Annotated in this window: 13 protein-coding genes; 7 read left to right on the plus strand and 6 right to left on the minus strand. The window is 59.7% G+C overall.

The window, feature by feature from the left end; genetic code table 11:
- The first annotated feature begins 28 nt into the window (after positions 1–28).
- From FHT97_RS02045 to FHT97_RS02065, 5 genes are all read left to right on the plus strand, one after another.
- The gene (locus FHT97_RS02045; RefSeq protein ID WP_183859540.1) at positions 29–1,309 is read left to right on the plus strand and encodes an efflux RND transporter periplasmic adaptor subunit; all 1,281 of its coding nucleotides are present in this window, start codon (positions 29–31) and stop codon (positions 1,307–1,309) included.
- The gene (locus FHT97_RS02050) at positions 1,306–4,422 is read left to right on the plus strand and encodes an efflux RND transporter permease subunit (protein WP_183859542.1); all 3,117 of its coding nucleotides are present in this window, start codon (positions 1,306–1,308) and stop codon (positions 4,420–4,422) included. The genes FHT97_RS02045 and FHT97_RS02050 overlap by 4 nt, the downstream gene beginning before the upstream one ends.
- A gap of 168 nt (positions 4,423–4,590) precedes the next feature.
- Positions 4,591–5,883: an Hsp70 family protein gene (locus FHT97_RS02055; protein ID WP_183859544.1), complete on the plus strand. Its 1,293-nt coding sequence runs from the start codon at positions 4,591–4,593 to the stop codon at positions 5,881–5,883.
- Between the two features lie 59 nt (positions 5,884–5,942).
- Positions 5,943–6,812, plus strand: coding sequence for a uracil-DNA glycosylase (locus FHT97_RS02060; RefSeq protein WP_183859546.1), 870 nt, complete (start codon positions 5,943–5,945; stop codon positions 6,810–6,812).
- 149 nt (positions 6,813–6,961) lie between these two features.
- A complete protein-coding gene (locus tag FHT97_RS02065) occupies positions 6,962–7,153 on the plus strand; it encodes a hypothetical protein (protein ID WP_016553323.1) in 192 nt (63 codons plus the stop codon).
- A 91-nt stretch (positions 7,154–7,244) separates the two neighbouring features.
- On the opposite strand, the gene FHT97_RS02070 is transcribed toward FHT97_RS02065, so the two are convergent.
- Positions 7,245–8,096: a hypothetical protein gene (locus FHT97_RS02070; protein ID WP_183859548.1), complete on the minus strand. Its 852-nt coding sequence runs from the start codon at positions 8,094–8,096 to the stop codon at positions 7,245–7,247.
- A gap of 210 nt (positions 8,097–8,306) precedes the next feature.
- Positions 8,307–9,236, minus strand: coding sequence for a DMT family transporter (locus tag FHT97_RS02075; protein WP_183751768.1), 930 nt, complete (start codon positions 9,234–9,236; stop codon positions 8,307–8,309).
- Between the two features lie 349 nt (positions 9,237–9,585).
- On the opposite strand from FHT97_RS02075, the gene pepN reads away from it, so the two are divergent.
- Together pepN and FHT97_RS02085 are read left to right on the plus strand one after the other, a co-directional pair.
- Positions 9,586–12,234: an aminopeptidase N gene (pepN, locus tag FHT97_RS02080; protein ID WP_183859550.1), complete on the plus strand. Its 2,649-nt coding sequence runs from the start codon at positions 9,586–9,588 to the stop codon at positions 12,232–12,234.
- 182 nt (positions 12,235–12,416) lie between these two features.
- Positions 12,417–14,735, plus strand: a complete 2,319-nt coding sequence (locus tag FHT97_RS02085) for a PAS domain-containing sensor histidine kinase (RefSeq protein WP_183859552.1) — start codon at positions 12,417–12,419, stop codon at positions 14,733–14,735.
- On the opposite strand, the gene FHT97_RS02090 is transcribed toward FHT97_RS02085, so the two are convergent.
- The 4 genes from FHT97_RS02090 to FHT97_RS02105 all read right to left on the minus strand — a co-directional run bounded on the left by FHT97_RS02090 (position 14,732) and on the right by FHT97_RS02105 (position 21,612).
- Positions 14,732–17,689 (minus strand): bifunctional [glutamine synthetase] adenylyltransferase/[glutamine synthetase]-adenylyl-L-tyrosine phosphorylase, encoded by a 2,958-nt coding sequence (locus tag FHT97_RS02090; protein WP_183859554.1) that lies wholly within the window; start codon positions 17,687–17,689, stop codon positions 14,732–14,734. The genes FHT97_RS02085 and FHT97_RS02090 overlap by 4 nt on opposite strands.
- 136 nt (positions 17,690–17,825) lie before the next feature.
- Positions 17,826–19,229: an ATP-binding protein gene (locus FHT97_RS02095; RefSeq protein ID WP_183859556.1), complete on the minus strand. Its 1,404-nt coding sequence runs from the start codon at positions 19,227–19,229 to the stop codon at positions 17,826–17,828.
- Positions 19,226–19,972: a response regulator transcription factor gene (locus FHT97_RS02100; RefSeq protein WP_183751778.1), complete on the minus strand. Its 747-nt coding sequence runs from the start codon at positions 19,970–19,972 to the stop codon at positions 19,226–19,228. The genes FHT97_RS02095 and FHT97_RS02100 overlap by 4 nt, the downstream gene beginning before the upstream one ends.
- Before the next feature lie 77 nt (positions 19,973–20,049).
- Positions 20,050–21,612: a Do family serine endopeptidase gene (locus FHT97_RS02105; RefSeq protein WP_183859558.1), complete on the minus strand. Its 1,563-nt coding sequence runs from the start codon at positions 21,610–21,612 to the stop codon at positions 20,050–20,052.
- Between the last annotated feature and the right edge of the window lie 98 nt (positions 21,613–21,710).

Below are 21,710 nucleotides of genomic sequence, written 5' to 3' on the forward strand. Positions count from 1 at the left end.
CGCAATTTGCACCAACCCGGTCTCGCTTATGAAGAAACTATTTGTCACGGTCTGCATCCTCGCTGCTGCCAGCGTCGGCGCATGGCAATACAGGGAGCGCATCCCTTATCTTTCGCAATTTTTACCCAAGTCACAACAGGCCGATACCGCCGATGGTGGTCGCCAAACGACAGGCGATGCATCGCAGAAGTCCGGTGATCAGAAGAACGGCGGCAAAGGCCGCAATCGCAACGGCGGACCAACATTGGTCAAGACGGTCGCAGCGGTGAAGACTACCCTGCCCCGGGACGTAACGGCTTCTGGCTGGGCCGACGCGGATGACAACACGACGATCGCCGCCCAGGAACAGGGCATTGTTACAAAGATCCTCGCGTCGGATGGAGCCACCGTCAAACAGGGAGATCTGATCGTCGAGCTTGATGCCCGCACCGCCCAGGCAACGGTCAACAAGGACAGCGCCATGGTCGTCCGTGACCAGGCAACCCTGGCGGAATCCGAAACCGCGCTGGCACGCGCCAACGACTTGCTGACGTCAAAGGCCGGCACGCAGCAGAGCTATGATCAGGCAAAGGCGGCACGCGACACGGCAGCGGCTACTGTCGAGGCCGACAAAGCAGGACTGGCCGCCGATCAGGTAATGCTGGAGCATACGGATATCCGCGCTCCGTTCGACGGGCGCCTCGGCGATATCTCGGTAAGCCCTGGCGCCTTCGTGAACGCCGGCTCGGCGATCGTAACGATCGCAAAATATGATCCGATCTATGTGAAGTTCCACCTGCAGGAGCGCGACCTCCGGCAACTGAAGCTTGCCCTCGCCGCAGGGCCAGTGGACGTCAGCACAGTTCCCCAGTCCGACAAGGCAAAACCGCGCCAGGGCCATATCAGCTTCTACGACAACACCGTGGATCCGGCATCTGGCACTATCCTTGCCAAGGCAAAGTTCGAGAATGCTTCCGGTGCGCTGTGGCCCGGACAGTCAGTCAACATTGTGGTCCACTTCAACAACAACGAACAGCAGGTCGTAGTCCCGACCGTTGCGGTGAGCCCCGGTGCGGACGGCTTCTTCGCAATTGTCGCCCGCGATGGGAAGGCACGCGTGACGCCTGTCACCGTGGCGCGAGCAAACGGCGGCTTCACGGCAATCTCGGATGGCCTCTCGGAAGGCGACCACGTCATCATCGAAGGACAGGCGCAGCTCGTCGATCAGCAGCCGGTCAAGGAACAATTCGACGACAAGGCATTGAACGTTGCTTCGGCTGATCAAGCCGCAGGCAAGACCGAAATCATTACAGCGGGCACGGAAGAATGATACCGAATTTCTGTATCCGACGTCCTGTCGCAACGACGCTGATTGCCATCGGCGTCGTGCTTGCCGGCCTTGCCGGCTATCAGCTCGTGCCGGTGGCAGCACTGCCGCAGGTCGATTTCCCGACGATCAATGTGTCGGCCGCGCTGACCGGCGCTTCGCCGCAGACGATGGCAACGTCGGTCGCCACGCCGCTGATCAAGCAGTTCCAGACCATTCCCGGCATCAGCGAGATCAGTGCCACCAACTCGCTCGGCAACACCAGCATCGTTCTGCAGTTCGACCTCAACCGCAACATCGATGCAGCGGCGGCAGACGTTCAAGCGGCGATCTCGCACGCGACCCGCCAGCTACCGGATAACATGACGACTCCGCCGAGCTATCGGAAAACGAACCCTGCCGACGCGCCGGTCATGTTGCTTGCGGTGCAGAGCGACACCATGCCCCGTAGCAAGCTCGACGAGATCGCCGAGGACATCATCTCCCCGTCCCTTTCGACGCTTCCCGGCGTCGCTGAGGTTTCGGTTTTCGGCGCGCAAACCTACGCGGTGCGAGTTGAAGTCGATCCCAACAAGCTTCTCAACCGCGGCATCGGTATCGATACCGTCAACAAGGCGCTGGTCGCGGCCAACAGTCAGGTTCCTGTCGGCTCTCTGCAAAACGATACACAGAGCATGACGATCAATGCGAATACGCAGCGGACCAATGCCGATGAATTCCGGACACTCGTCATTGCCAACCCGAACGGCGCGCCGATCCACCTCGGCGATGTCGCCGACGTGCAAGACAGCGTCGAGAACCAAAATACCGGCAGCTGGTATGACGGCAACCGCAGCATCATCCTCGCCATTCAACGCCAGCCCGATGCCAATACCGTGGAGGTCGTCGACGCAATCAGAGCGAAGCTGCCGGGTCTGCACGCAGAGATTCCCGCCTCTGTTTCAACAAAGGTCATGAACGACTCCGCCCAGCCGATCAAAGATGCGATCAGCGACGTGAAGTTCACTCTGATGCTGACGATCGGCCTCGTCGTCCTGGTCATCTACCTCTTCACAGGCCATCTGACGGCGACGATCATTCCCGGGCTCGCCGTGCCGCTGTCGCTGATTTCCACCTTCGGCATGATGTACGTGCTCGGATACAGCATCGACAACATTTCGCTGCTCGGATTGACGCTTGCGGTCGGCCTCGTCGTCGACGACGCGATCGTCATGTTGGAAAACATCCTCCGGCATGTCGAGGAAGGCATGCCGGTTCTCGACGCGGCGATCAAAGGTGCCGGCGAAGTCAGCTACACCATCATTTCGATGTCGGTGTCTCTGATAGCCGTCTTTATCCCGATCCTGTTGATGGGCGGTGTCGTCGGCCGCATCTTCAATGAGTTCGGCATGGTCGTTGCAATCGCGATTGTTGCCTCTGCAATCGTTTCGCTCACGGTGACACCGATGCTGGCGTCGCGGCTAGGCAGCGGCCACGATCGGCCGCCCTTCTTCATCCGCTGGTTCGATGCCGGCTTTGAACGAACCCTCAGAGGCTACGAGCGATCGGTCGGTTGGTGCCTGAAGCATCGTCCCGCCATCCTCACCCTGTTCGTGGCGTCGATCGGCCTGACCGTCTATCTCTTCATGACGCTGCCATCGAGCTTCTTCCCTACCGAAGACATCGGTCGCCTGAACATCTCGACGCGCGCTCGTCAGGATATCTCCTATCCCGCGATGCAGGCATTGCAGAACCAGGCGGCGGAACTCGTGAAACAAAACCCTGCCGTCAACCATGTCATGTCGATCGTCGGCGGCAATGCGCGCAGTCCACTCAACAACGGCACCATGTACGTCGAGCTCAAGGACAAGGATCAGCGTCCGCCGCTTGACCAGACACTGCGGGAATTGAGGACGAGCATCGGGAAGATCCCCGGCCTTCAAGCGTATATAACGCCGCAGCAGAGCCTCCGCTTCGGCGGCCGCCAGACCGCGAGCCAATATCAGCTGGTCGTTCAGGCGCTCAGCGCTGATCAGACAAACGTTTGGGCGAACAAGATCCAGCAGGCGATGCATGCCGATCCGCGCTTCACTGACGTCGCTTCGGACGCGCAGAACAACGCACTGCAAGCCAATATCGTTGTCGATACGGAGAAGGCGGCGGCCTTCGGCATCACCGATGGGCAATTGCGGACGACCCTGCAGGAATCGTTTGGCGGATACACCGCCGCCCAGATCCAATCGACCGGCGACAGTTATGACGTGATCGTGGAATACGACACGAGTAAGCCGTGGGACGATCAGAAGCTTCAGGAAATCCGCGTCGCTTCAGACAGCGGCGCTCTGGTTCCCCTGTCGAACTTCGCGAAGGTGCAGCGCACGACGGGGCCGGTGACGATCAACCAGACCGGTCAGCTGGTCTCGACGACCATCTCCTTCAACCTGCCGGCGGGCGAAGCGCTCGGCGACGCCACAGCTGCGATCGACCAGATCAAGAAGGATATCAATATGCCAGCGGACGTCTTCACGTCCTATGGCGGCACCGCGCAGATATTCCAGCAGTCCCAGGGCAACACCCCGCTGCTGATCTTGGCGGCGGTACTGACGATCTACGTTGTGTTGGGTGTCCTCTACGAGAGTTTCATCCACCCGTTGACGATCCTTTCCGGCCTACCGGCTGCGGCACTCGGCGCGTTGCTGGCGCTGAAGGTGATGGGCTTCGATCTTTCGATCATCGCGCTCATCGGCCTCTTAATGCTGATCGGCATCGTCAAGAAGAACGCAATCATGATGATCGACGTGGCGCTTGAGAACCTGCGTTCCGGTAACGGCATGTCGCCATCGGAGGCGATCCACGAAGCCTGCGTGCGACGCTTCCGGCCGATCATGATGACGACCTTCTGCGCCCTCCTCGGCGCGCTTCCGATCGCGCTGGGGACCGGCGCAAGCTCGGAACTGCGTCAGCCGCTCGGCATTGCCGTCGTCGGCGGTCTTATAGTGTCGCAAGCGCTGACGCTGTTCATCACCCCGGTCATCTTCGTCGAAATGGGCAGGCTAAACGATTGGCTGCTCAGCCTCGGAGGCAAGAAGAAGACCGAGCACGAGGAAGAGATACCTCAGGCGTTGGCCGCCGAGTAACAGAAATGCGGGCGCCAATGGCGCCCGCAGCATTTTTCGTTGCAAGCCTTGAATAACGACGCCCCCTGTGGCATCACGCGCCTCCTTGAATTCGGGCGCGCCATTTCCGCGCCTTTGCGGAGGCTGGCCTCCGATCTCAAAACACAATCGGCAAGATGAGGTGCGAGCATGGCTCAGGCGCTGGGATTCGACTTCGGCACAACGAACACGGTATTGGCCACGGCCGACGGGCAGACAACACATTCGATGGCCTTCACCAGTGCCGCCGGCAGCGACGACAGTATGCGCACCGCCCTGTCCTTCATGAAGGATCGGCAACTCGGCGCGTCCGCCCTGAAGGTCGAGGCCGGCCACGCGGCAATCCGGCAATTCATCGACAATCCTGGTGACTGTCGGTTCCTCCAGTCGATCAAGACCTTTGCGGCAAGCGCACTGTTCCAGGGCACGCTGATCTATGCGAAGCGTCACAGCTTCGAGGATCTGATGGAGGTGTTCATCAGGCGCTTGCGCAACTATGCCGGCGACAGCTGGCCGTCCGAGGTCAAACGGATCGTTACCGGTCGTCCCGTGCATTTCGCCGGTGCGAATCCCGATCCTGCGCTGGCGACCGAGCGTTACAACGAGGCGCTATCGCGCTTCGGCTTCCCGGAGGTTCACTACGTGTATGAACCCGTCGCTGCCGCATTCTACTTCGCGCAGAATCTCAAGTCCGACGCCACGGTTCTCGTTGCCGACTTCGGCGGCGGTACGACCGACTATTCGCTTATCCGGTTTGAAACCGTGGCCGGCAAGCTGACCGCCACCCCGATCGGTCATTCGGGTGTCGGGATCGCCGGCGATCATTTCGACTACCGCATGATCGACAACATCGTTGCCCCGCAGATCGGCAAGGGGAGTCATTTCAAAAGCTTCGACAAGATCCTTGAAGTTCCAACCAACTACTATTCAAGCTTCGGCCGCTGGAACCAGCTCTCCATCTTCAAGACATCACGCGAATTCGAGGATCTGAAGAAGCTGGTGCGCACAGCCCTTGAGCCCGAAAAGCTCGAGACCTTCATCGATTTGGTCGACCACGACGAGGGTTATCCGCTCTATCAGGCCGTATCGGCGACGAAGATGGCGCTGTCGGCCGCGGACGAGGCCGCATTTGATTTTGCACCTCTCGGTCGCGGTGGTCACCGGACGATCCGACGGGCTGACTTCGAAAGCTGGATTGCGGATGACCTCGCAAGGATCGAAGGTGCGCTCGATGACGTCCTGGAAAAGACAAACACGACGTCTGATATGATCGACAAGGTGTTCCTCACCGGAGGTACGTCGTTTGTGCCCGCCGTGCGCCGCATCTTCACCGAACGCTTCGACAAGGGCCGGATCGAGACCGGCGGTGAGCTTCTGTCCATCGCGCACGGCCTGGCACTGATCGGCGAACGCGACGACATCATGCAATGGACGGTGCAATAGCTCGGCTTGCGGCCCGCGTGCTCTTTCATTGACACCTTCGCTTCGCTAAGGTTGGCGTCATGATCTCCGTCAACGAACTTTCTCCAGGCGAACTCGCGGCGCTCCTGCATTTCCATGCGGAAGCCGGCGTGGAATGGCTGCTTGAGGAGGAAGCTGTCGACCGCTTTGCCGAGTTCGATGCGATGAAGGCGGCACGACGGAACGCAGCCGCCGGCACGCAGTCCGAATCACGGGAGGCCTCGCCGCGTGCCACTGCTCAAACGGCACAGAAGAGCACCCCTGAGCCGGAGCGCCCCGCGCCGCGGCCGCAACCTTCGATTCCCGACGGCGAGGCCGTGCAGCAGGCACGCTTTGCGGCTGAGAGCGCCCGCTCGCTGCCGGAGCTGAAAACGGCAATCGAGGCATTCAACGGGTGCAATCTCAAGCACAGCGCCCGCTCGACGATCTTCGCCAGCGGAGACGCGACAAGTGGGATCATGGTGATCGGTTCGGCACCTGGGGCCGACGATGACCGCGAAGGACAACCCTTCGCCGGCCGACCGGGGCAACTGCTGGACAAAATGCTCGCGGCGATCGGCTTACAGCGGGATGCCATCTTGCTGACGCAGGTTATTCCTTGGCGCCCCCCGGGCAATCGCATTGCGTCCACCGCTGAGATGGATATCTGCCGCCCGTTCATCGAGCGCCAAATTGCGCTTGCCGCACCGAAGGCAATTCTCGTGCTTGGCAATTTTGCAGCGCGGGTGTTTTTCGGCGAGAGTGACACGATTCACGGGCTGCGCGGACAATGGCGGGAGATCGCGGCCGAAAACCGCACTATCCCTGCGATTGCTACGCTGCATCCGCAGGATCTACTGACGGCACCAGTCAACAAGCGATTGGCCTGGAACGATCTTTTAGCTTTTCACGCCAAGCTTGCCGAACTCTAATATGCTTTCAAAATAGGCAAATCTAAATCTTTTATGAAACAACCCATGCGATTTTCACATACCTGTTGTTCATTCTAATCCATTGAAAAGCTCATGCTGCAGTGCAATATTTCAATGTGTCTTGGGAGGAATCAACAGGAACCAAGGCAATGACTACACGTTTTCGTCCTATCCACTGTGGGTTTGAAACCCTTCGCCTTGCCACCGAGCAGGGCCGCACAACGCAAAGCTACAGCCGCATCGGCTTTGCCACAAACGAGCAAATGGTTGCTCGCGGCACTGGTGCGAGCGGACGCATCGCCCGTCCCGCCGCGATCTTTGCGGATTTTCAGCAGTACTAAGGTCGAGGCTGGCATCTGCTGGCCTCGTGCACTGCTGTCTGACGACGAGGCTTTTCGTTAGCCCTTCGCAGCAGGTCGCGACTTATTGTGTCTACTGCGTCGCCCAGTGGAACGCCTCATCGACATACGCGAACTTGATGGCCTGCCACTGGCTGTACTGCTCCAGGAACGAGCGCGAGATCCAAAGCCCGGGCCTTTTGGCGCCAGCCTCCCATCCGAGGCATCCCTGCTGTGCTGCCTTCGCAAGAAGTCGCTGTAGGTGCGTGCGCGAGATCAGGAAATCGGCTGCCAGGGCGCGGCTGTCAACATGACCAATGACCAAACGCTCCGTATCATCTCCCGCCAGATCGATACGTGAAACAAAGTGGTCGACGATCAGCCCGCCAGCATCGTTCCACAGGAAAAGCGCCACATGCTCCGCGGGCTCCCTCCATCGCGAATCCTGAAGGCAGTTGCGCGCGATCCGCGGCTGAAGAATCCGAATCAATTCCGGACGGGCTTCAACATGCGCCACCCGGCTCCCACCATCGAGCAGATCAAGCCCCCCCAGGTTCGATAGCAGCCACCCAAACATTGCCTGATGACTGATTTCCGCCGGCTCGAACTGGCGGGGCCGCCGTCGCTCCGCACCAGGCTCGTAGGCGATGAAGCGGTACGTGAAGAGTTCGTCGATGAAGCTCAACACAGTGTTACGGCTCGCTACCTTGCGGGAGGTGATCTCGCGCGTCAGCCGGACAGCGGTAAAGCCAGACGTCGAGTCCGCAGGATCTCGCTCCATTGCAAGGGCGTAAGCAGTTTGCGTCAGCAACCAGCGCTGTTGGGACGCGAGCAGTCGCGCCACTCGCGGACCGGCGTCGAACATGCCGCGCATGCGCCCCGCGTGAAAGCGGATGGCGTCAATGAATTTCGGGTTCGCGACCAAGTCTTCTGCACTGAAAGGCATTTCTCTCCCGACGCATGCTCATTCGACGTCGTCACTGCTCAGGACAAGGCAGGACGGTCACTTCGTAACATGCGCATTCGCGAATAAATGAAGCTTCGTCAAGTTCATAACGTACGATAAGCGTTCGAATAGCGTTCACTATTTCGTTGAATTTCTCGCGCATGGCGAGAAAATCTCAGCTCGGCGGCCGCAATGCTGAGACGAAGGTCCTCATGAACCGGCTTGCCGCGCCGCCCTTCGCTCCAGATTGAGCTGGTGTTCGCGGTAGATGATGAATATCCCCGCAGCGACGACAATCGCCGTGCCAAGCAGCGTGGCGCCACTCGGCACATCACCAAACACAAAATAGGCAACAACGCCGCCGATGACGATTGATGTGTACTCGAATGGCGCAACCGTCGAGACGTCCGCATGCCGATAGCTCTCGGTCAGCAGGATCTGCGCTATGCCACCGCAAAAGCCGGCCGCAACGAGAAACAATTGCGGCCTCATATCAAGAACCTGCCAGCCGAACGGAACCGTTACGAGTGAGAATACCGTGGCTGTGATCGAAAAATAGAGAACGATTGTTGCCGTTTTTTCTTCCTCGACCAATCGCCGCACCTGAATCATCGCCATGCCGCCGAGTACCGAGGCCAGCAGAACGGTGATCGCCCCGATCGCCTGTTCGGCGTGAATGCCCCCCTCGCGAAAGAGCGTGAGCTTCGGCCAAGATATGATGGCCACGCCCACCATACCGAAAAGTACTGCGCTCCAGCGGTAAATTCGGACAGTCTCCCCGAGAAACAGCGCCGCAAAAATCACCGCGACCAGCGGCATTGCATAGCCGAGTGCAATCGCTTCCGGCAGTGGCAGGTGCAACAGCCCGTAAAACCCTAGCCCCATCGATATGATGCCGAGCGTTCCCCGCTTCAAATGTCCGATAGGATTGGCCGTGTAGAACGCCGACCGCAACTGCCCTTGATAGGCGAGGTATCCCATGATCGGAAACAGCGCGAAAAACGAACGGCAGAAGGTCACCTGCCCCGGTTGGATGTCGCTGCCGGCAAGCTTGATGAAGGTCTGCATTGCCAGGAAGACGATGACCGAACCGACCTTGAACGCAATGCCCCTCATCGGGTTTCCGATAGCCGATCGCATGTCTTGAACTCTTGGATTGCTAGTTTGATGCAGGAGGACGCGCCAGACTCGACGCACCGAGACTGTGACAGCCGTCGCATTGAATGAACAGACAGAAAATTGGAAAACTTGCGAACCTCCCATGAAGCCAATGCCCTGCGACGCCGCGCTCGCGCCCGTAGTGACCTCAAAATCCCGTTTGTCGATTCGCCCAAATTTAGCCGGTTCCAGCGCCTTCAAATCTTCCTTTGCCGCGATTTCGCTTTAAGTTTGGTTCAGACTTTAATGTAATCATGCCCGTCAAAATTTGTGGCGGAGTACTTACTCTGCATACGAAGCACTCACCCGCTCAAGGCCTTCAGGGAACACCATGCGTACAGATACCGGCCAGGTCATCAATCTGGCAGACTACCAGCCCACCGACTTCGTTCTGGAACGCGTGGATCTTACCTTCGAACTCGATCCCACTGAAACCAAGGTTGAGGCGCGACTGATTTTCCATCGCCGAGAAGGCGTCGATCCCAAGGCGCCGCTGGTACTCGACGGTGATGAGTTGACGCTCTCCGGGCTGCTGTTCGACCAGATGGAAATGCCGGCAGATCAATACACTGTCACGCCTGAAAGGCTGACCGTCCGCGCCCTGCCGGCATCCGAGCCCTTTGAACTGACGATCACCACGATCATCAACCCCGAGGCCAATACCCAACTGATGGGTCTCTATCGCACCGGCGGTATCTATTGCACCCAGTGCGAAGCCGAAGGGTTCCGGCGCATCACCTATTTTCCCGACCGCCCCGATGTGCTCGCGCCGTTCACCGTCAACATCATTGCCGACAAGGCCGCCAATCCGCTGCTGCTGTCGAACGGCAATTTCCTCGGTGGCGCCGGCTATGGCGAAGGTAAGCACTTTGCCGCCTGGTTCGATCCGCACCCCAAGCCAAGCTATCTATTCGCACTGGTCGCTGGCGATCTCGGCGTCATCGAAGACACATTCACGACGATGTCCGGCCGCGAGGTAGCCCTGAAAATCTATGTCGAGCACGGCAAGGAGCCGCGCGCCGCCTACGCAATGGACGCATTGAAGCGCTCGATGAAGTGGGACGAGGAGGTCTTCGGACGCGAATATGATCTCGACATCTTCATGATCGTCGCCGTCTCCGATTTCAACATGGGCGCCATGGAGAACAAAGGTCTCAACGTCTTCAACGACAAGTACGTCCTGGCCGATCCGGAAACGGCCACCGACGGGGACTATGCCAACATCGAAGCGATCATCGCCCACGAATATTTCCACAACTGGACCGGCAACCGAATCACCTGCCGTGACTGGTTCCAGCTATGCCTGAAGGAAGGCCTGACCGTCTATCGCGATCACGAATTCTCGGCCGACCAGCGCTCACGCCCCGTCAAGCGCATCGCGGAGGTCCGCCACCTGAAATCCGAGCAGTTCCCGGAGGATGCGGGTCCGCTCGCTCATCCGGTGCGGCCCACGAAGTATCGCGAGATCAACAACTTCTACACTACCACTGTTTACGAGAAGGGCAGCGAAGTCACGCGCATGATCGCGACGCTGCTAGGCAGGGACACCTTCAAGCAGGGTATGGACCTCTATTTCGACCGGCACGACGGCCAAGCCGTGACGATCGAGGACTTCGTCAAATGCTTCGAGAACGCCAGCGGGCGCGACCTCACACAGTTCTCGCTCTGGTACCATCAGGCCGGCACGCCGCTCGTCACGGTATCGGGCGCCTATGATGCGGTCGCGAAGACTTTCAGCCTTTCGTTGGAGCAGATGATCCCGGCGACGCCCGGTCAGTCCGACAAGAAGCCGATGCACATACCGTTGAGCTTGCAGCTCTTCGCTGAGGACGGAGCGGCGATCACGCCGACTTCCGTCGACGGTGCGGAATATACTAGCAGCGTCCTGCATCTCACAGAGCGTACGCAAACGTCAGTATTCCACGACATCCAGACGCGGCCTGTAGTCTCGATCAATCGCAGCTTCTCGGCGCCTATCAATCTCCATTTCGATCAGTCGCCTGCCGATTTGGCGCTGCTTGCCCGCTACGAGACGGACCATTTCGCGCGCTGGCAGGCCCTGACTGGTCTTGCGCTTCCGAACCTGCTCAACGCCGCACGTGATACCCGAGAAGGAAAGTCAGTCAGTTCCGAAACAACCTTCATCGACACGCTCGTCGCCGCCGCCGCCGACGAAAGCCTTGAGCCGGCCTTCCGCGCCCAAGCCCTGGCCCTGCCGAGCGAAGCCGATATCGCCCGCGAGCTTGGAGGCAACAACGATCCGGATGCGATCCATGCCGGGCGCCAGGCGGTGATGAAGCAAGTCGCTGACGCCGGACGTGATACGTTCCTCGCGCTCTATGACTCCATGACAACGCCGGGTGCCTTCAGCCCAGACGCGACCAGTGCCGGTCGCCGCGCTTTGCGCAACGCCGCGCTGACCTACCTGTCATATGCAGAAAGCTCACCGGCACGCGCGAAGACTGCTTTCGATGCTGCTAACAACATGACGGATCTGTTGCATGCATTGACGCTTCTTGCGCATCGCTTCCCGGACAGCCCGGAAGCTGCCGAAGCGCTGTCGGCCTTCAAGGATCGCTTTTCAGAGAACGCACTGGTGGTCGACAAATGGTTTTCCGTCCAGGCCACCATACCGGGTGCCGACACGCTCGACCGAGTGCAAAAGCTGACGGAGAACCCGCTGTTCAAGAGGACCAATCCCAACCGCGTCCGCTCGCTGATCGGCACCTTTGCCTTTGCCAATCCAACCGGCTTTGGCCGGGCCGACGGCGAAGGCTACGCATTCCTAGCCCGTGAGATCCTCGACATCGACCGGCGCAACCCTCAGTTGGCGGCCCGCATCCTGACATCGATGCGTTCCTGGCGCTCTCTGGAGCCAGTTCGACAGGATCACGCCCGCGCCTCCCTGTTGGAAATTGAACGGACCGCGGAGCTCTCGACCGACGTTCGCGACATCGTCGAGCGCACCCTAAAGGGATGATTTGCCGTCGGCTGCCGCTGCGACGCTCTCAGCGGCAATCTGGCCGCTATAGAAAATTCAGCATCTTGAATCAGTTAACAAATTTTTACCTTTTCCTCTGGACAAGGCGAATCACCAGTGATTCATTGAGTTAGTTCCAGCGAGCGGCGCTGCGAATCACACGAGGGATCAAGGCTGAAGAGATGATGAACGTGCGGCGGGCAACCGCAGCCGAGGGACGGCTGCGTGTCGATTTCGACGGCCTCCTGGCCTGGCGGGACAGCTTTTCAGCTCGACGCTCCACCGTTTCCTCCTCGTCCTCGCGCAACCTATCGCAGGTCGAAATCGTCCTGAAGCGAATTATTCCGATCCTGATCGTAGCCTTCCTTACGGTTGTAGCGGCATCGCACTTCTTCGGAATGGTTTCCGAATACGGGCGCACGGAAGCCGCCGCCCGCCATTCCACAGCGCTTGCCGCCGCAACCGCTGCTGCGGCTTTCGCCGACGCCAACCAGATATTCGAAACTGCGGATGTGATGCAGGCGCAGGCGCGCCTAGCACGTTTCCTGCCGCAGGACCGGCTGGACGATGATGCCTTCGTGCTGCTGGTTCAGCCAAGCGGCAAGGTGTTTGCGGCAACCGCCGCCGGCTCGGCTTACCTCGGTGCCAGCGTCGGTGATTTCTTCTCCGAAGTCTCGGCAGTTCGCCGGTTTGGCGATCGCGCCGGCGTCATCGAGACAACGATCAGCGGGCTTCCGCACTATGCGGAAATCACCCTCATCGGAAACTCCGGCGGATATGTCATCGCGGCGACGTCCCTTGAACGGATCAGCCAGCTTTGGAGAGATGAGGTTACGCTCAATGTAACGCTCTTTGCCGGCATCTCGTCGATTCTGCTCGTCATTCTCTACGCCTACTACATGCAGGTGAAGCGTGCCCGCGACGCCGACGACATCTTTCTGGAGTCGAATCTCCGCGTCGAGACGGCACTGTCGCGTGGCCGCTGTGGCCTCTGGGACTTCGATTTCGACCGCCGCGAATTCTACTGGTCGCGCTCGATGTACGAGATGCTTGGCCTTCCCGGCTCGGACCGAACGATGTGCTTCAGCGACGCAGCCCGCCTGATGCATCCGGATGACGGCGGCGTTTACGAAATTGCCCGGTCGATTGCTCGCGGCGATGCCGGTCAGGTCGACCAGATCTTCCGCATGCGGCACGCCGGCGGTCATTACGTCTGGATGCGCGCCCGCGCCCAAGTGATCCGCACCAATTCTGGCCGCGTCCACATGATCGGCATTGCGATGGACGTGACCGAGCAGCATCGTCTCGCGCAGCGTTATGCCGAGGCCGATCAGCGGCTGGCGGACGCCATCGAGTGCACATCGGAAGCTTTCGTTCTCTGGGACAAGAACGACCGCCTTGTCATGTGCAACGCGCACTTCCAGCAGGCATATGGCCTCCCCGATAGCGTCCTGGTTCCCGGCACCGAGCGCAGCGTCGTCAACGCCGCCGCCGCGCGTCCGGTGATCGAACGCCGCATCGCCGATGCGGATGGCTCGGGCTACTCGCGGACGACCGAAGTGCAGCTTGCCGACGAACGCTGGCTGCAGATCAACGAGCGCAGCACGCGCGACGGCGGCATGGTTTCGGTCGGCACCGATATCACGCTATTGAAGCGCAACCAGGAACGCCTGCGCGATTCCGAGCGCCGGCTCATGGCAACGATCGGTGACCTCTCCTCGTCCCGCCAGACTCTGGAAAGCCAGAAAGCCGCGCTCTCTGTCGCGAACTCCAACTATCTGGTCGAGAAGGAACGCGCCGAAGCGGCCAACCGCGCAAAAAGCGAGTTCCTGGCAAACATGTCCCACGAGCTTCGCACGCCGCTCAACGCCATCCTCGGCTTCTCGGAGATACTTCAAGACCAAATGTTCGGCCCGCTCGGCTCATCGAAGTACAATGAATATGCCCGCGACATCCACGACAGCGGCAAACATCTTCTCAACGTCATCAGCGACATTCTTGACATGTCGAAGATCGAAGCCGGTCATATGAAGCTCGAGTGTGAAACGATCGATCTTGCGCCGCTGATCGAGGAAAGCCTTCGTTTCACGGCAATCCCTGCCGCACAGAAGAACATCTTCGTCGAACAACGCATTTGTGATGGCATGCGCCTGACCGCCGATCGCCGGGCCATGAAGCAGATCCTGCTTAACCTGCTTTCCAATGCAGTGAAGTTCACCAACGAAGGCGGTCGCATCGCCGTGCGGACGCGCCGCACCAACAGCGGTGTCATGCTGACCATCGCAGACACCGGCATCGGCATCCCCCGCGCCGCGCTTGGCAAGATCGGCCAGCCTTTCGAGCAGGTGCAAAACCAGTACGCGAAGAGCAAAGGCGGCTCTGGCCTCGGCCTTGCGATCTCGCGGTCGCTGACGACGCTGCACGGGGGCAAGATGAAAATTCGGTCGCGCGAAGCGATCGGCACCGTCATTTCCCTGCACATCCCGAATGACGGCCGCTAAGACTTCACTACCGTCTGGAATATCTTCCTGACGGCTTTCGAGAGCCGTTTGATCTCTCCCTCCAGCGTCTTGATATCAGGGCAATCGCCTGCCCGGGCGACAAGATCAGTGAGGCCGGCCGGTGCCTCCTTCGGGTCGAACAGGCCGTCGATGCAGAGCCGGATGAGCTGCGAAATATCCGTGTAGAGCGAAAGCGCCGCGAGGCAGAGTTCCATGTCATCGCGGTCCATCAGCTCAGCGCCGATGAGCTTCACTTGTCCCGCCGTATTGAAATCATCGTCCTCAATAGCGATGCCGCTCGTGGAGGCCACCAGCCGCAGATATTGCGCGATGAATTCGATATCGATCAGCCCCCCCGGAATAAGCTTCAGATCCCAGATACTCGCCGGCGGCTTTTCCTGCTCGATTAAGGCCCGCATTTCGGATACGTCCTTGGCGATTTTCTGCGCGTCGGTCTTGGAAAGCAGCACGTCAGCGATAATCCGTTCGGCTTCGCTGATGAGTTCCCTGTCACCGCACACGAGGCGGGCCCGGGTCAGCGCCATGTGTTCCCAGGTCCACGCCTCTTCCCGTTGATATTTTTCGAACGACTTGATGCGGGTAGCAACGGGCCCCTTGTTTCCCGACGGCCTGAGGCGCATGTCGACCTCATAGAGTACACCCTCGGCCATCGGTGCAGACAGTGCCGAGATCAACCGTTGGGTCACACGCGTAAAATAGCGGGTTGCATCGAGCGGCTTGGGGCCTGTGGATTCGGCCGCCTCATCGTCGTAGTCATAGAGCAGGATGATATCGATGTCAGAACCGGCGGTCAGCTCGAAGCTGCCGAGTTTGCCCATGCCGACGACCGCCACGCGGCCACCCGGAAAGTCGCCGTGAGCCGTCCTGATCTCCCTCATGACGGCATCGAGCGCCGCTTCGACGACGAGATCGGCGAGATGCGTGAAGGCGCGGCCAGCCATGGCGCCGCGGATCGCACCGGTTAGCAGCCGGATGCCTATGAGAAAACGCTGTTCGTCGGCGAAGATGCGCAGCCGATCGAGCACCTCTTCATAGTATCGCGCGGGCGCGAGGAAGCTGCGGATGCGTTCGGCAAGGTAGGCGCGCGTCGGCAGTTCCGCCATCAGACCGGGATCGAGCATGCCGTCGAAGACATGTGGCTTGGCGGCAATCACTTCCGCTAGCTTCGGAGCCGAGGACATGATGTTGACGATGAGCGACAACAGCGCCGGGTTGCTGCCAAGGAGGGAAAACAGCTGAATGCCTGCGGGTAGGCCCGAGAGAAAGCTGTCGAAGCGCAGGATCGCCTCATCGGCGCGTTTACTTTCGCCGAATACGCGGAGCAATTGCGGCGTTAGTTCCGTCAACCGCTCACGCGCCTCAACGGACTGCGTCGCCTTGTAGCGACCATAGTGCCATGTGCGGATAACCCGGGAGATGTCGGACGGTCGTTCGAAGCCTAGATTGCGTAGTGTCTTCAGCGTATCGGGATCATCACCCTGGCCGGTGAAAACCAGATTGCCGGTTTCCGTGGAAAGCTTGGTCTCCTGTTCGAACAAGCGCGCATAACGCCGCTCGACCGTCTTGAAGACCTCAACCAAGCGGGCGGCGAAACTCGACGTATCGTCGAACCCCATCATGAAGGCGATGCGCTTCAGATCAGTCTCGCTCTCAGGGAGGAGATGCGTTTGTTCGTCGTGCACCATCTGAATCCGATGCTCAACGTCACGAAGGAACCAATAGGCCTCGGTCAGTTCGTCGCGCGTGTCCTCATCGATCCATTTAGCCTTTGTCAGCTCAGCCAGCGTCTCTTCGGTGCCACGGCAACGCAGCGCCACCATCCGGCCACCGGCGATCAGCTGTTGCGTCTGCGCGAAAAACTCGATCTCTCGGATTCCACCGCGACCGAGCTTGACGTTGTGCCCCTTCACCGCGATAGCGCCATGCCCCTTGTGAGCATGAATCTGCCGCTTGATGGAGTGAATGTCGGCGATTGCCGCGTAGTCGAGATATTTGCGAAAGACGAACGGAACGAGCCCGCGTAGAAACTGCTCGCCCGCCTGGATATCGCCAGCCACGGCGCGCGCCTTGATGAAGGCGGCGCGTTCCCAGTTCTGCCCCCTGCCCTCGTAATAGATCATCGCCGCGTCGACTGGGATTGCAAGCGGCGTTGAGCCTGGATCAGGCCGCAGTCGCAGGTCGGTGCGGAAGACGTATCCATCCGCTGTGCGCTCCTGCATGATCCTTACCAGCCGTCGCATCAATCGCGGGAAGATCTCGATCGCGTCGTCGGGATCCGGGACGATCCCTGCCTGTTCGTCGAAGAACACGACCAGATCGATATCGGAGGAATAGTTGAGCTCAGAGGCTCCAAGCTTGCCCATGCCAAGGACGATTACCCCTGACCCCTCACTCGGAGCGGCGACATCCTTGAGCGTGACCTTGCGGCTTTCGTGAGCCGCGAGCAGGAGGTGGTCGATCGCCGCAGCAACTGACGCCTCCGCAAGCCGGCTCAGCCACGCGGTGGTCACCCGACCGTCGAATATCCGGGCGAGATCCGCGAGGGCGACAAGAAACGCGACCTTGCGCTTGATGATCCGCAAACGGCTCATCACGTCGGCTTCGGTCGGCAACTCACCAGTTGCTCCCGGCTTCCAGCAGGCCCTCGCTTCAGCGATCAGCGCTTCGATCTCGGGTTCCAGAGGTTCCGAAATCGCGGCGGAAAGGATCGCGGTGTCGATATTCGCAATGTCACGCAGATAGGGAGACAGGGTGAGCGCGGCTGTGATGAAGTCGCGAAGGGCGCCGTCCGCTTTAAGGATCTCGGCCACGCTAGGCTCGCTTTTGCTGATCCGCTGGAGATCAGCCTGCGCGAGCTTAAGTTCGCTCTTGTTCAGCGGCTTCAAGAGCCCTTCGGCGACATCAACGAGGCTATGCCTGGAACTCGTCAGCATGCACCCTCCTGGCGACCAGATCGGAAAAACGCCGGGGAGAATCACAGCAACTTCCGGCAATTACGATCTAAGGTAGGGCCTGCGGAGGCGATGGCCAACACCGAATTCGATCCGCAGCGGTCGTGCTCCGGTGATGTTACTTCGCTGGAAAGATCATGCTAACCGTGAGACCTCGCCTCTCCTGATTTTGCGGATCGGTATCGGAGAGTTCCAGCTTCCCGCCATGCAATTCCATAACGGCTTCGACCAGGGAGAGGCCGAGACCAGTGCCGGGCTTGGAGCGACTTTCATCCAGCCGCACGAAGCGCTTCAGCACATCTTCCCGTTTCTCCGCGGGAATGCCTGAGCCACGATCCGCGACGGAAAGGCAGATGCCGTCGGCACGGCGGAGTAGCTTCAGCGTGATATCGCCGTGGCCGTCCGGATCCGAGGAATACTTGATGGCATTGTCGATCAGATTGAAGATCGCTTGTCCGATCAGTTCGCGGTTACCCTTTACCTCGATATCGGCCTCGATCGATGACGTCAGTGCCAGCCCCGCCTCGTCGGCGACGGGTTCGTAAAGTTCGGCGCTATCTGAAACGATGGCCGACAAGTCAACAGCCGACATTTCAGCGGCGACAGAACCGGCTTCGACGCGCGAAATCATCAGCAGGGCATTGAAGGTGCGGATCAACTGATCGGACTCGGAGATGATCCCCTCAAGCGCGACACGTCGAACCTCGCCGTCCGTGGTGTCCAGAGCGTCGGCGGCCTTGTTGCGCAGCCGGGTCAGCGGCGTCTTCAGGTCATGCGCAATATTGTCGGATACCTGCCGCAGGCCTTCGTTCAGCTTCTCTATCCGCCCAAGCATCGCGTTGAGTGAGGCCGACAGGCGATCGAACTCGTCGCCGGAGCCGCCGACGGGAAGACGCTGCGAGAGATCACCGGCCATGATCTTCTTGCTCGCATCGGACATGCGGTCGATCCGCTTCAGGGCGTTTCGACCGATGCCGAACCAGATGATGATAGCGCCGAGACCCATGATCGCCAGCGCGATCATCAGTGCTTGCCGCACCAACCCGCGGAAGGCTTCCGGCTCGCCGAGGTCGCGGCCGATCAGCAATCGCAGTCCATTGTCCAGCACGAAGATGTTGGCGACTGCCATGTGTCGTCGGCTAAGACCGCTCTCGGCGTAGCGCTGGTACATGAAGGGCAAGGATGTCCACCCCTCCTCATCCAGCACGCCAGGCTGCACGGATGCGACGTTGCCGGCGAGGATATCTCCGGAAGGGCCGGCGATGATGTAGAGATTGGCGCCCGGCTGACGGGCCCGACGTTCCATCGTGCGCAGGAGGAGGTTCATACCGCCGGCGTCATAGGCCCGCTTCACCTGATCGACTTCCTGCTGAACTGCTTCGCGGATCTGATTCGTCAGAAGCCGCTCGGACATTGCCGTGACATAGAAGACCAGCGTCGCGGCGCAGATGGCGAAAAGCAGGATGTAGAGTGCCGAAAGGCGGACTGCCGTGGACTTGAAGAGAAACCAGAAACGGTTCATCCCTCGTCCTTGATCATATACCCCGCGCCGCGAATGGTCTTGAGAAGCGGCTGGCTGAAATCCTTCTCGATCTTGGACCGCAACCGCGAAACGTGGACGTCGATGACGTTGGTCTGCGGATCGAAGTGGTAGTCCCACACGTTCTCGAGAAGCATCGTGCGAGTGACGACCTGGCCGGCGTTCTTCATCAGATATTCGAGAAGACGAAACTCGCGCGGCTGCAGCGGTATTTCCTTGCCGCCGCGGCGAACCTCATGCGCAAGCCTGTCGAGCTCAAGGTCACCCACACGATAGATAACGTCCTGGTCCGGTGTGCCCTTGCGGCGACCGAGCACCTCGACCCGGGCGAGAAGCTCACTGAACGCGTAGGGCTTTGGAAGATAGTCATCACCACCAGCTCTCAGGCCAGTCACACGGTCATCGACCTGACCGAGGGCAGAGAGAATGAGAACGGGCGTATGGATGCCCTTACGGCGCAATTCGCTGATGACGGAGAGACCATCCCGACGCGGCAGCATGCGATCGATGACGATCACATCGTAGGTGTTTTCCGAGCCCATGAAGAGCCCGCTTTCGCCATCGCTTGCGTGATCGGCCACGATGCCAGCCTCACGAAACGCCTTGGTGAGATAGACCGCTGCTTCCAGGTCGTCTTCTATGATCAGAATCTTCATGCGGCCGACATTACCTGCCGGTTGCGTTTCGGCAAGGCTCAAAGCTTCTTCCTGTTGTACAGAGGTCATTGCAATCATCCCAGGGATATTGGCGAAAAGAGCCGCGCCCAGAAGGCGCGGCTCCCACTCTGTCAGGGTTGGGAGGATTAACCCTGGCCGTTGATCGGGAGAGCAACGAAACGGCTGCCGTCCTTCGACTGGATCTGGAAGAGTGCCCGCGTGCGGCCATCCTTCTTCGCCTGGTTCAGGACCTTGACGACGTCGTCGGCATTCGAGACTTCCTGGTTGTTGACCGAGGTGATCTTCTCGCCTTCCTTGATGCCCTTATCGGCAGCGTCGGAGTCCGGATCGATACCGGTGATCTGCAGGCCCTTGCCATCGTCGGAAGGACCGACCGTCAAGCCGAGATCAGCAAGTGCCTTTTCCGAAGCAGGAGCCTGGCTTTCCGGTGCCTGATCGCCGTCATCAGCGGAAGCATCCTTCTGTTCAGCAGGCAGAGTTCCGAGTTCGACCGTCAAAGACTGGGCCTTGCCGGATCGCCAGACGGACAGTTCGACCTTCTTGCCTGGCGTCATCGCACCGATACGGCGGCTGAGATCACGGGCATCCTTGATGGTTTCGCCGTTGACTGCCGTCACGACGTCGCCTGCCTTCATGCCGGCCTTCTCACCCGGCGTGCCAGCCTGAGCGGAAACCACGAGCGCGCCGTTTGCCTCGGAAAGGCCGAGCGAGTCAGCGATGTCCTTGGTTACCGGCTGGATCTGGACGCCGAGGTAACCGCGGGATACCTGGCCGTCCTTCATCAGGTCAGCAACAACATCCTTGGCCGTAGACGCCGGGATGGCAAACGCAATACCCACACTGCCACCGGACGGCGAGAAGATCGCGGTGTTGATGCCGACGACTTCGCCATTGAGATTGAAGGTCGGGCCACCGGAGTTACCGCGGTTCACCGCAGCGTCAACCTGCAGATAATCGTCATACGGGCCAGAGCCGATGTCGCGACCACGGGCCGAAACGATACCAGCGGTCACCGTACCACCGAGACCGAACGGGTTACCGACCGCGACAACCCAGTCGCCGACGCGAACGCCGTCGTCATTAGCCCAGTTGACGTAGGTGAACTTGCGGCCCTTCCCATCGACCTTGAGGACGGCGAGATCCGTACGGGGATCCTTGCCGATCAGCTTGGCATCGAGTTCGGTGCCATCATTCATGACGGCAACGAATGCCGCGCCGTCAGATACGACGTGGTTGTTGGTGACGATGTAGCCATCTTCAGAAATGAAGAAGCCGGAGCCCTGGGCAACCGGACGCAGGCGACCCTTGCCGTCCTGCGGGCCATGATGGCCCTGCGGACCGCGGCGGCCCTGCTGGCCCTGCTCACCGAACTGGCGGAAGAACGGCTTCAGGGCATCCGGAAGATCATCCAAGCCGCGGCCGTTGAAATCGAACGCGAAGCCATTGGCGTCGTCATCGGACACCGGGTTCACACGGTTTTCGACACGCACGGAAACGACTGCCGGCGAAACGGCATCGACAACATTCGCGAAGCTCGGAACGGACGGCGCCTGAACCTTTACGGCCTCTGCATAAGAACGTGTGATTTCGAGGGGAATACCGGTCGCAAGCACCGCAGCGGCAAGACCCGCGACGGTCGAAGCCTTCAGCGCGGTATTGAGCGACGGAGCTTTGATATTCTTGAACATGAGTGGCACCTTCTTTGACTTCAACATCTACAGGATCGTTAGTGATCGGATCGGTTGATGACCAAAGATATAGGACGACACACCTTACTGCGAACTGT

It is taken from the genome of Rhizobium sp. BK399 (assembly GCF_014194695.1).
Taxonomy (GTDB): domain Bacteria; phylum Pseudomonadota; class Alphaproteobacteria; order Rhizobiales; family Rhizobiaceae; genus Rhizobium.

Bases quoted from the DNA above. Each gene is read 5' to 3' on its own strand.
- FHT97_RS02045 (WP_183859540.1), top strand. From the start codon at position 29: ATGAAGAAACTATTTGTCACGGTCTGCATCCTCGCTGCTGCCAGCGTC.
- FHT97_RS02050 (WP_183859542.1), top strand. From the start codon at position 1,306: ATGATACCGAATTTCTGTATCCGACGTCCTGTCGCAACGACGCTGATT.
- FHT97_RS02055 (WP_183859544.1), top strand. From the start codon at position 4,591: ATGGCTCAGGCGCTGGGATTCGACTTCGGCACAACGAACACGGTATTG.
- FHT97_RS02060 (WP_183859546.1), top strand. From the start codon at position 5,943: ATGATCTCCGTCAACGAACTTTCTCCAGGCGAACTCGCGGCGCTCCTG.
- FHT97_RS02065 (WP_016553323.1), top strand. From the start codon at position 6,962: ATGACTACACGTTTTCGTCCTATCCACTGTGGGTTTGAAACCCTTCGC.
- FHT97_RS02070 (WP_183859548.1), bottom strand. From the start codon at position 8,096: ATGCCTTTCAGTGCAGAAGACTTGGTCGCGAACCCGAAATTCATTGAC.
- FHT97_RS02075 (WP_183751768.1), bottom strand. From the start codon at position 9,236: ATGCGATCGGCTATCGGAAACCCGATGAGGGGCATTGCGTTCAAGGTC.
- pepN (WP_183859550.1), top strand. From the start codon at position 9,586: ATGCGTACAGATACCGGCCAGGTCATCAATCTGGCAGACTACCAGCCC.
- FHT97_RS02085 (WP_183859552.1), top strand. From the start codon at position 12,417: ATGATGAACGTGCGGCGGGCAACCGCAGCCGAGGGACGGCTGCGTGTC.
- FHT97_RS02090 (WP_183859554.1), bottom strand. From the start codon at position 17,689: ATGCTGACGAGTTCCAGGCATAGCCTCGTTGATGTCGCCGAAGGGCTC.
- FHT97_RS02095 (WP_183859556.1), bottom strand. From the start codon at position 19,229: ATGAACCGTTTCTGGTTTCTCTTCAAGTCCACGGCAGTCCGCCTTTCG.
- FHT97_RS02100 (WP_183751778.1), bottom strand. From the start codon at position 19,972: ATGACCTCTGTACAACAGGAAGAAGCTTTGAGCCTTGCCGAAACGCAA.
- FHT97_RS02105 (WP_183859558.1), bottom strand. From the start codon at position 21,612: ATGTTCAAGAATATCAAAGCTCCGTCGCTCAATACCGCGCTGAAGGCT.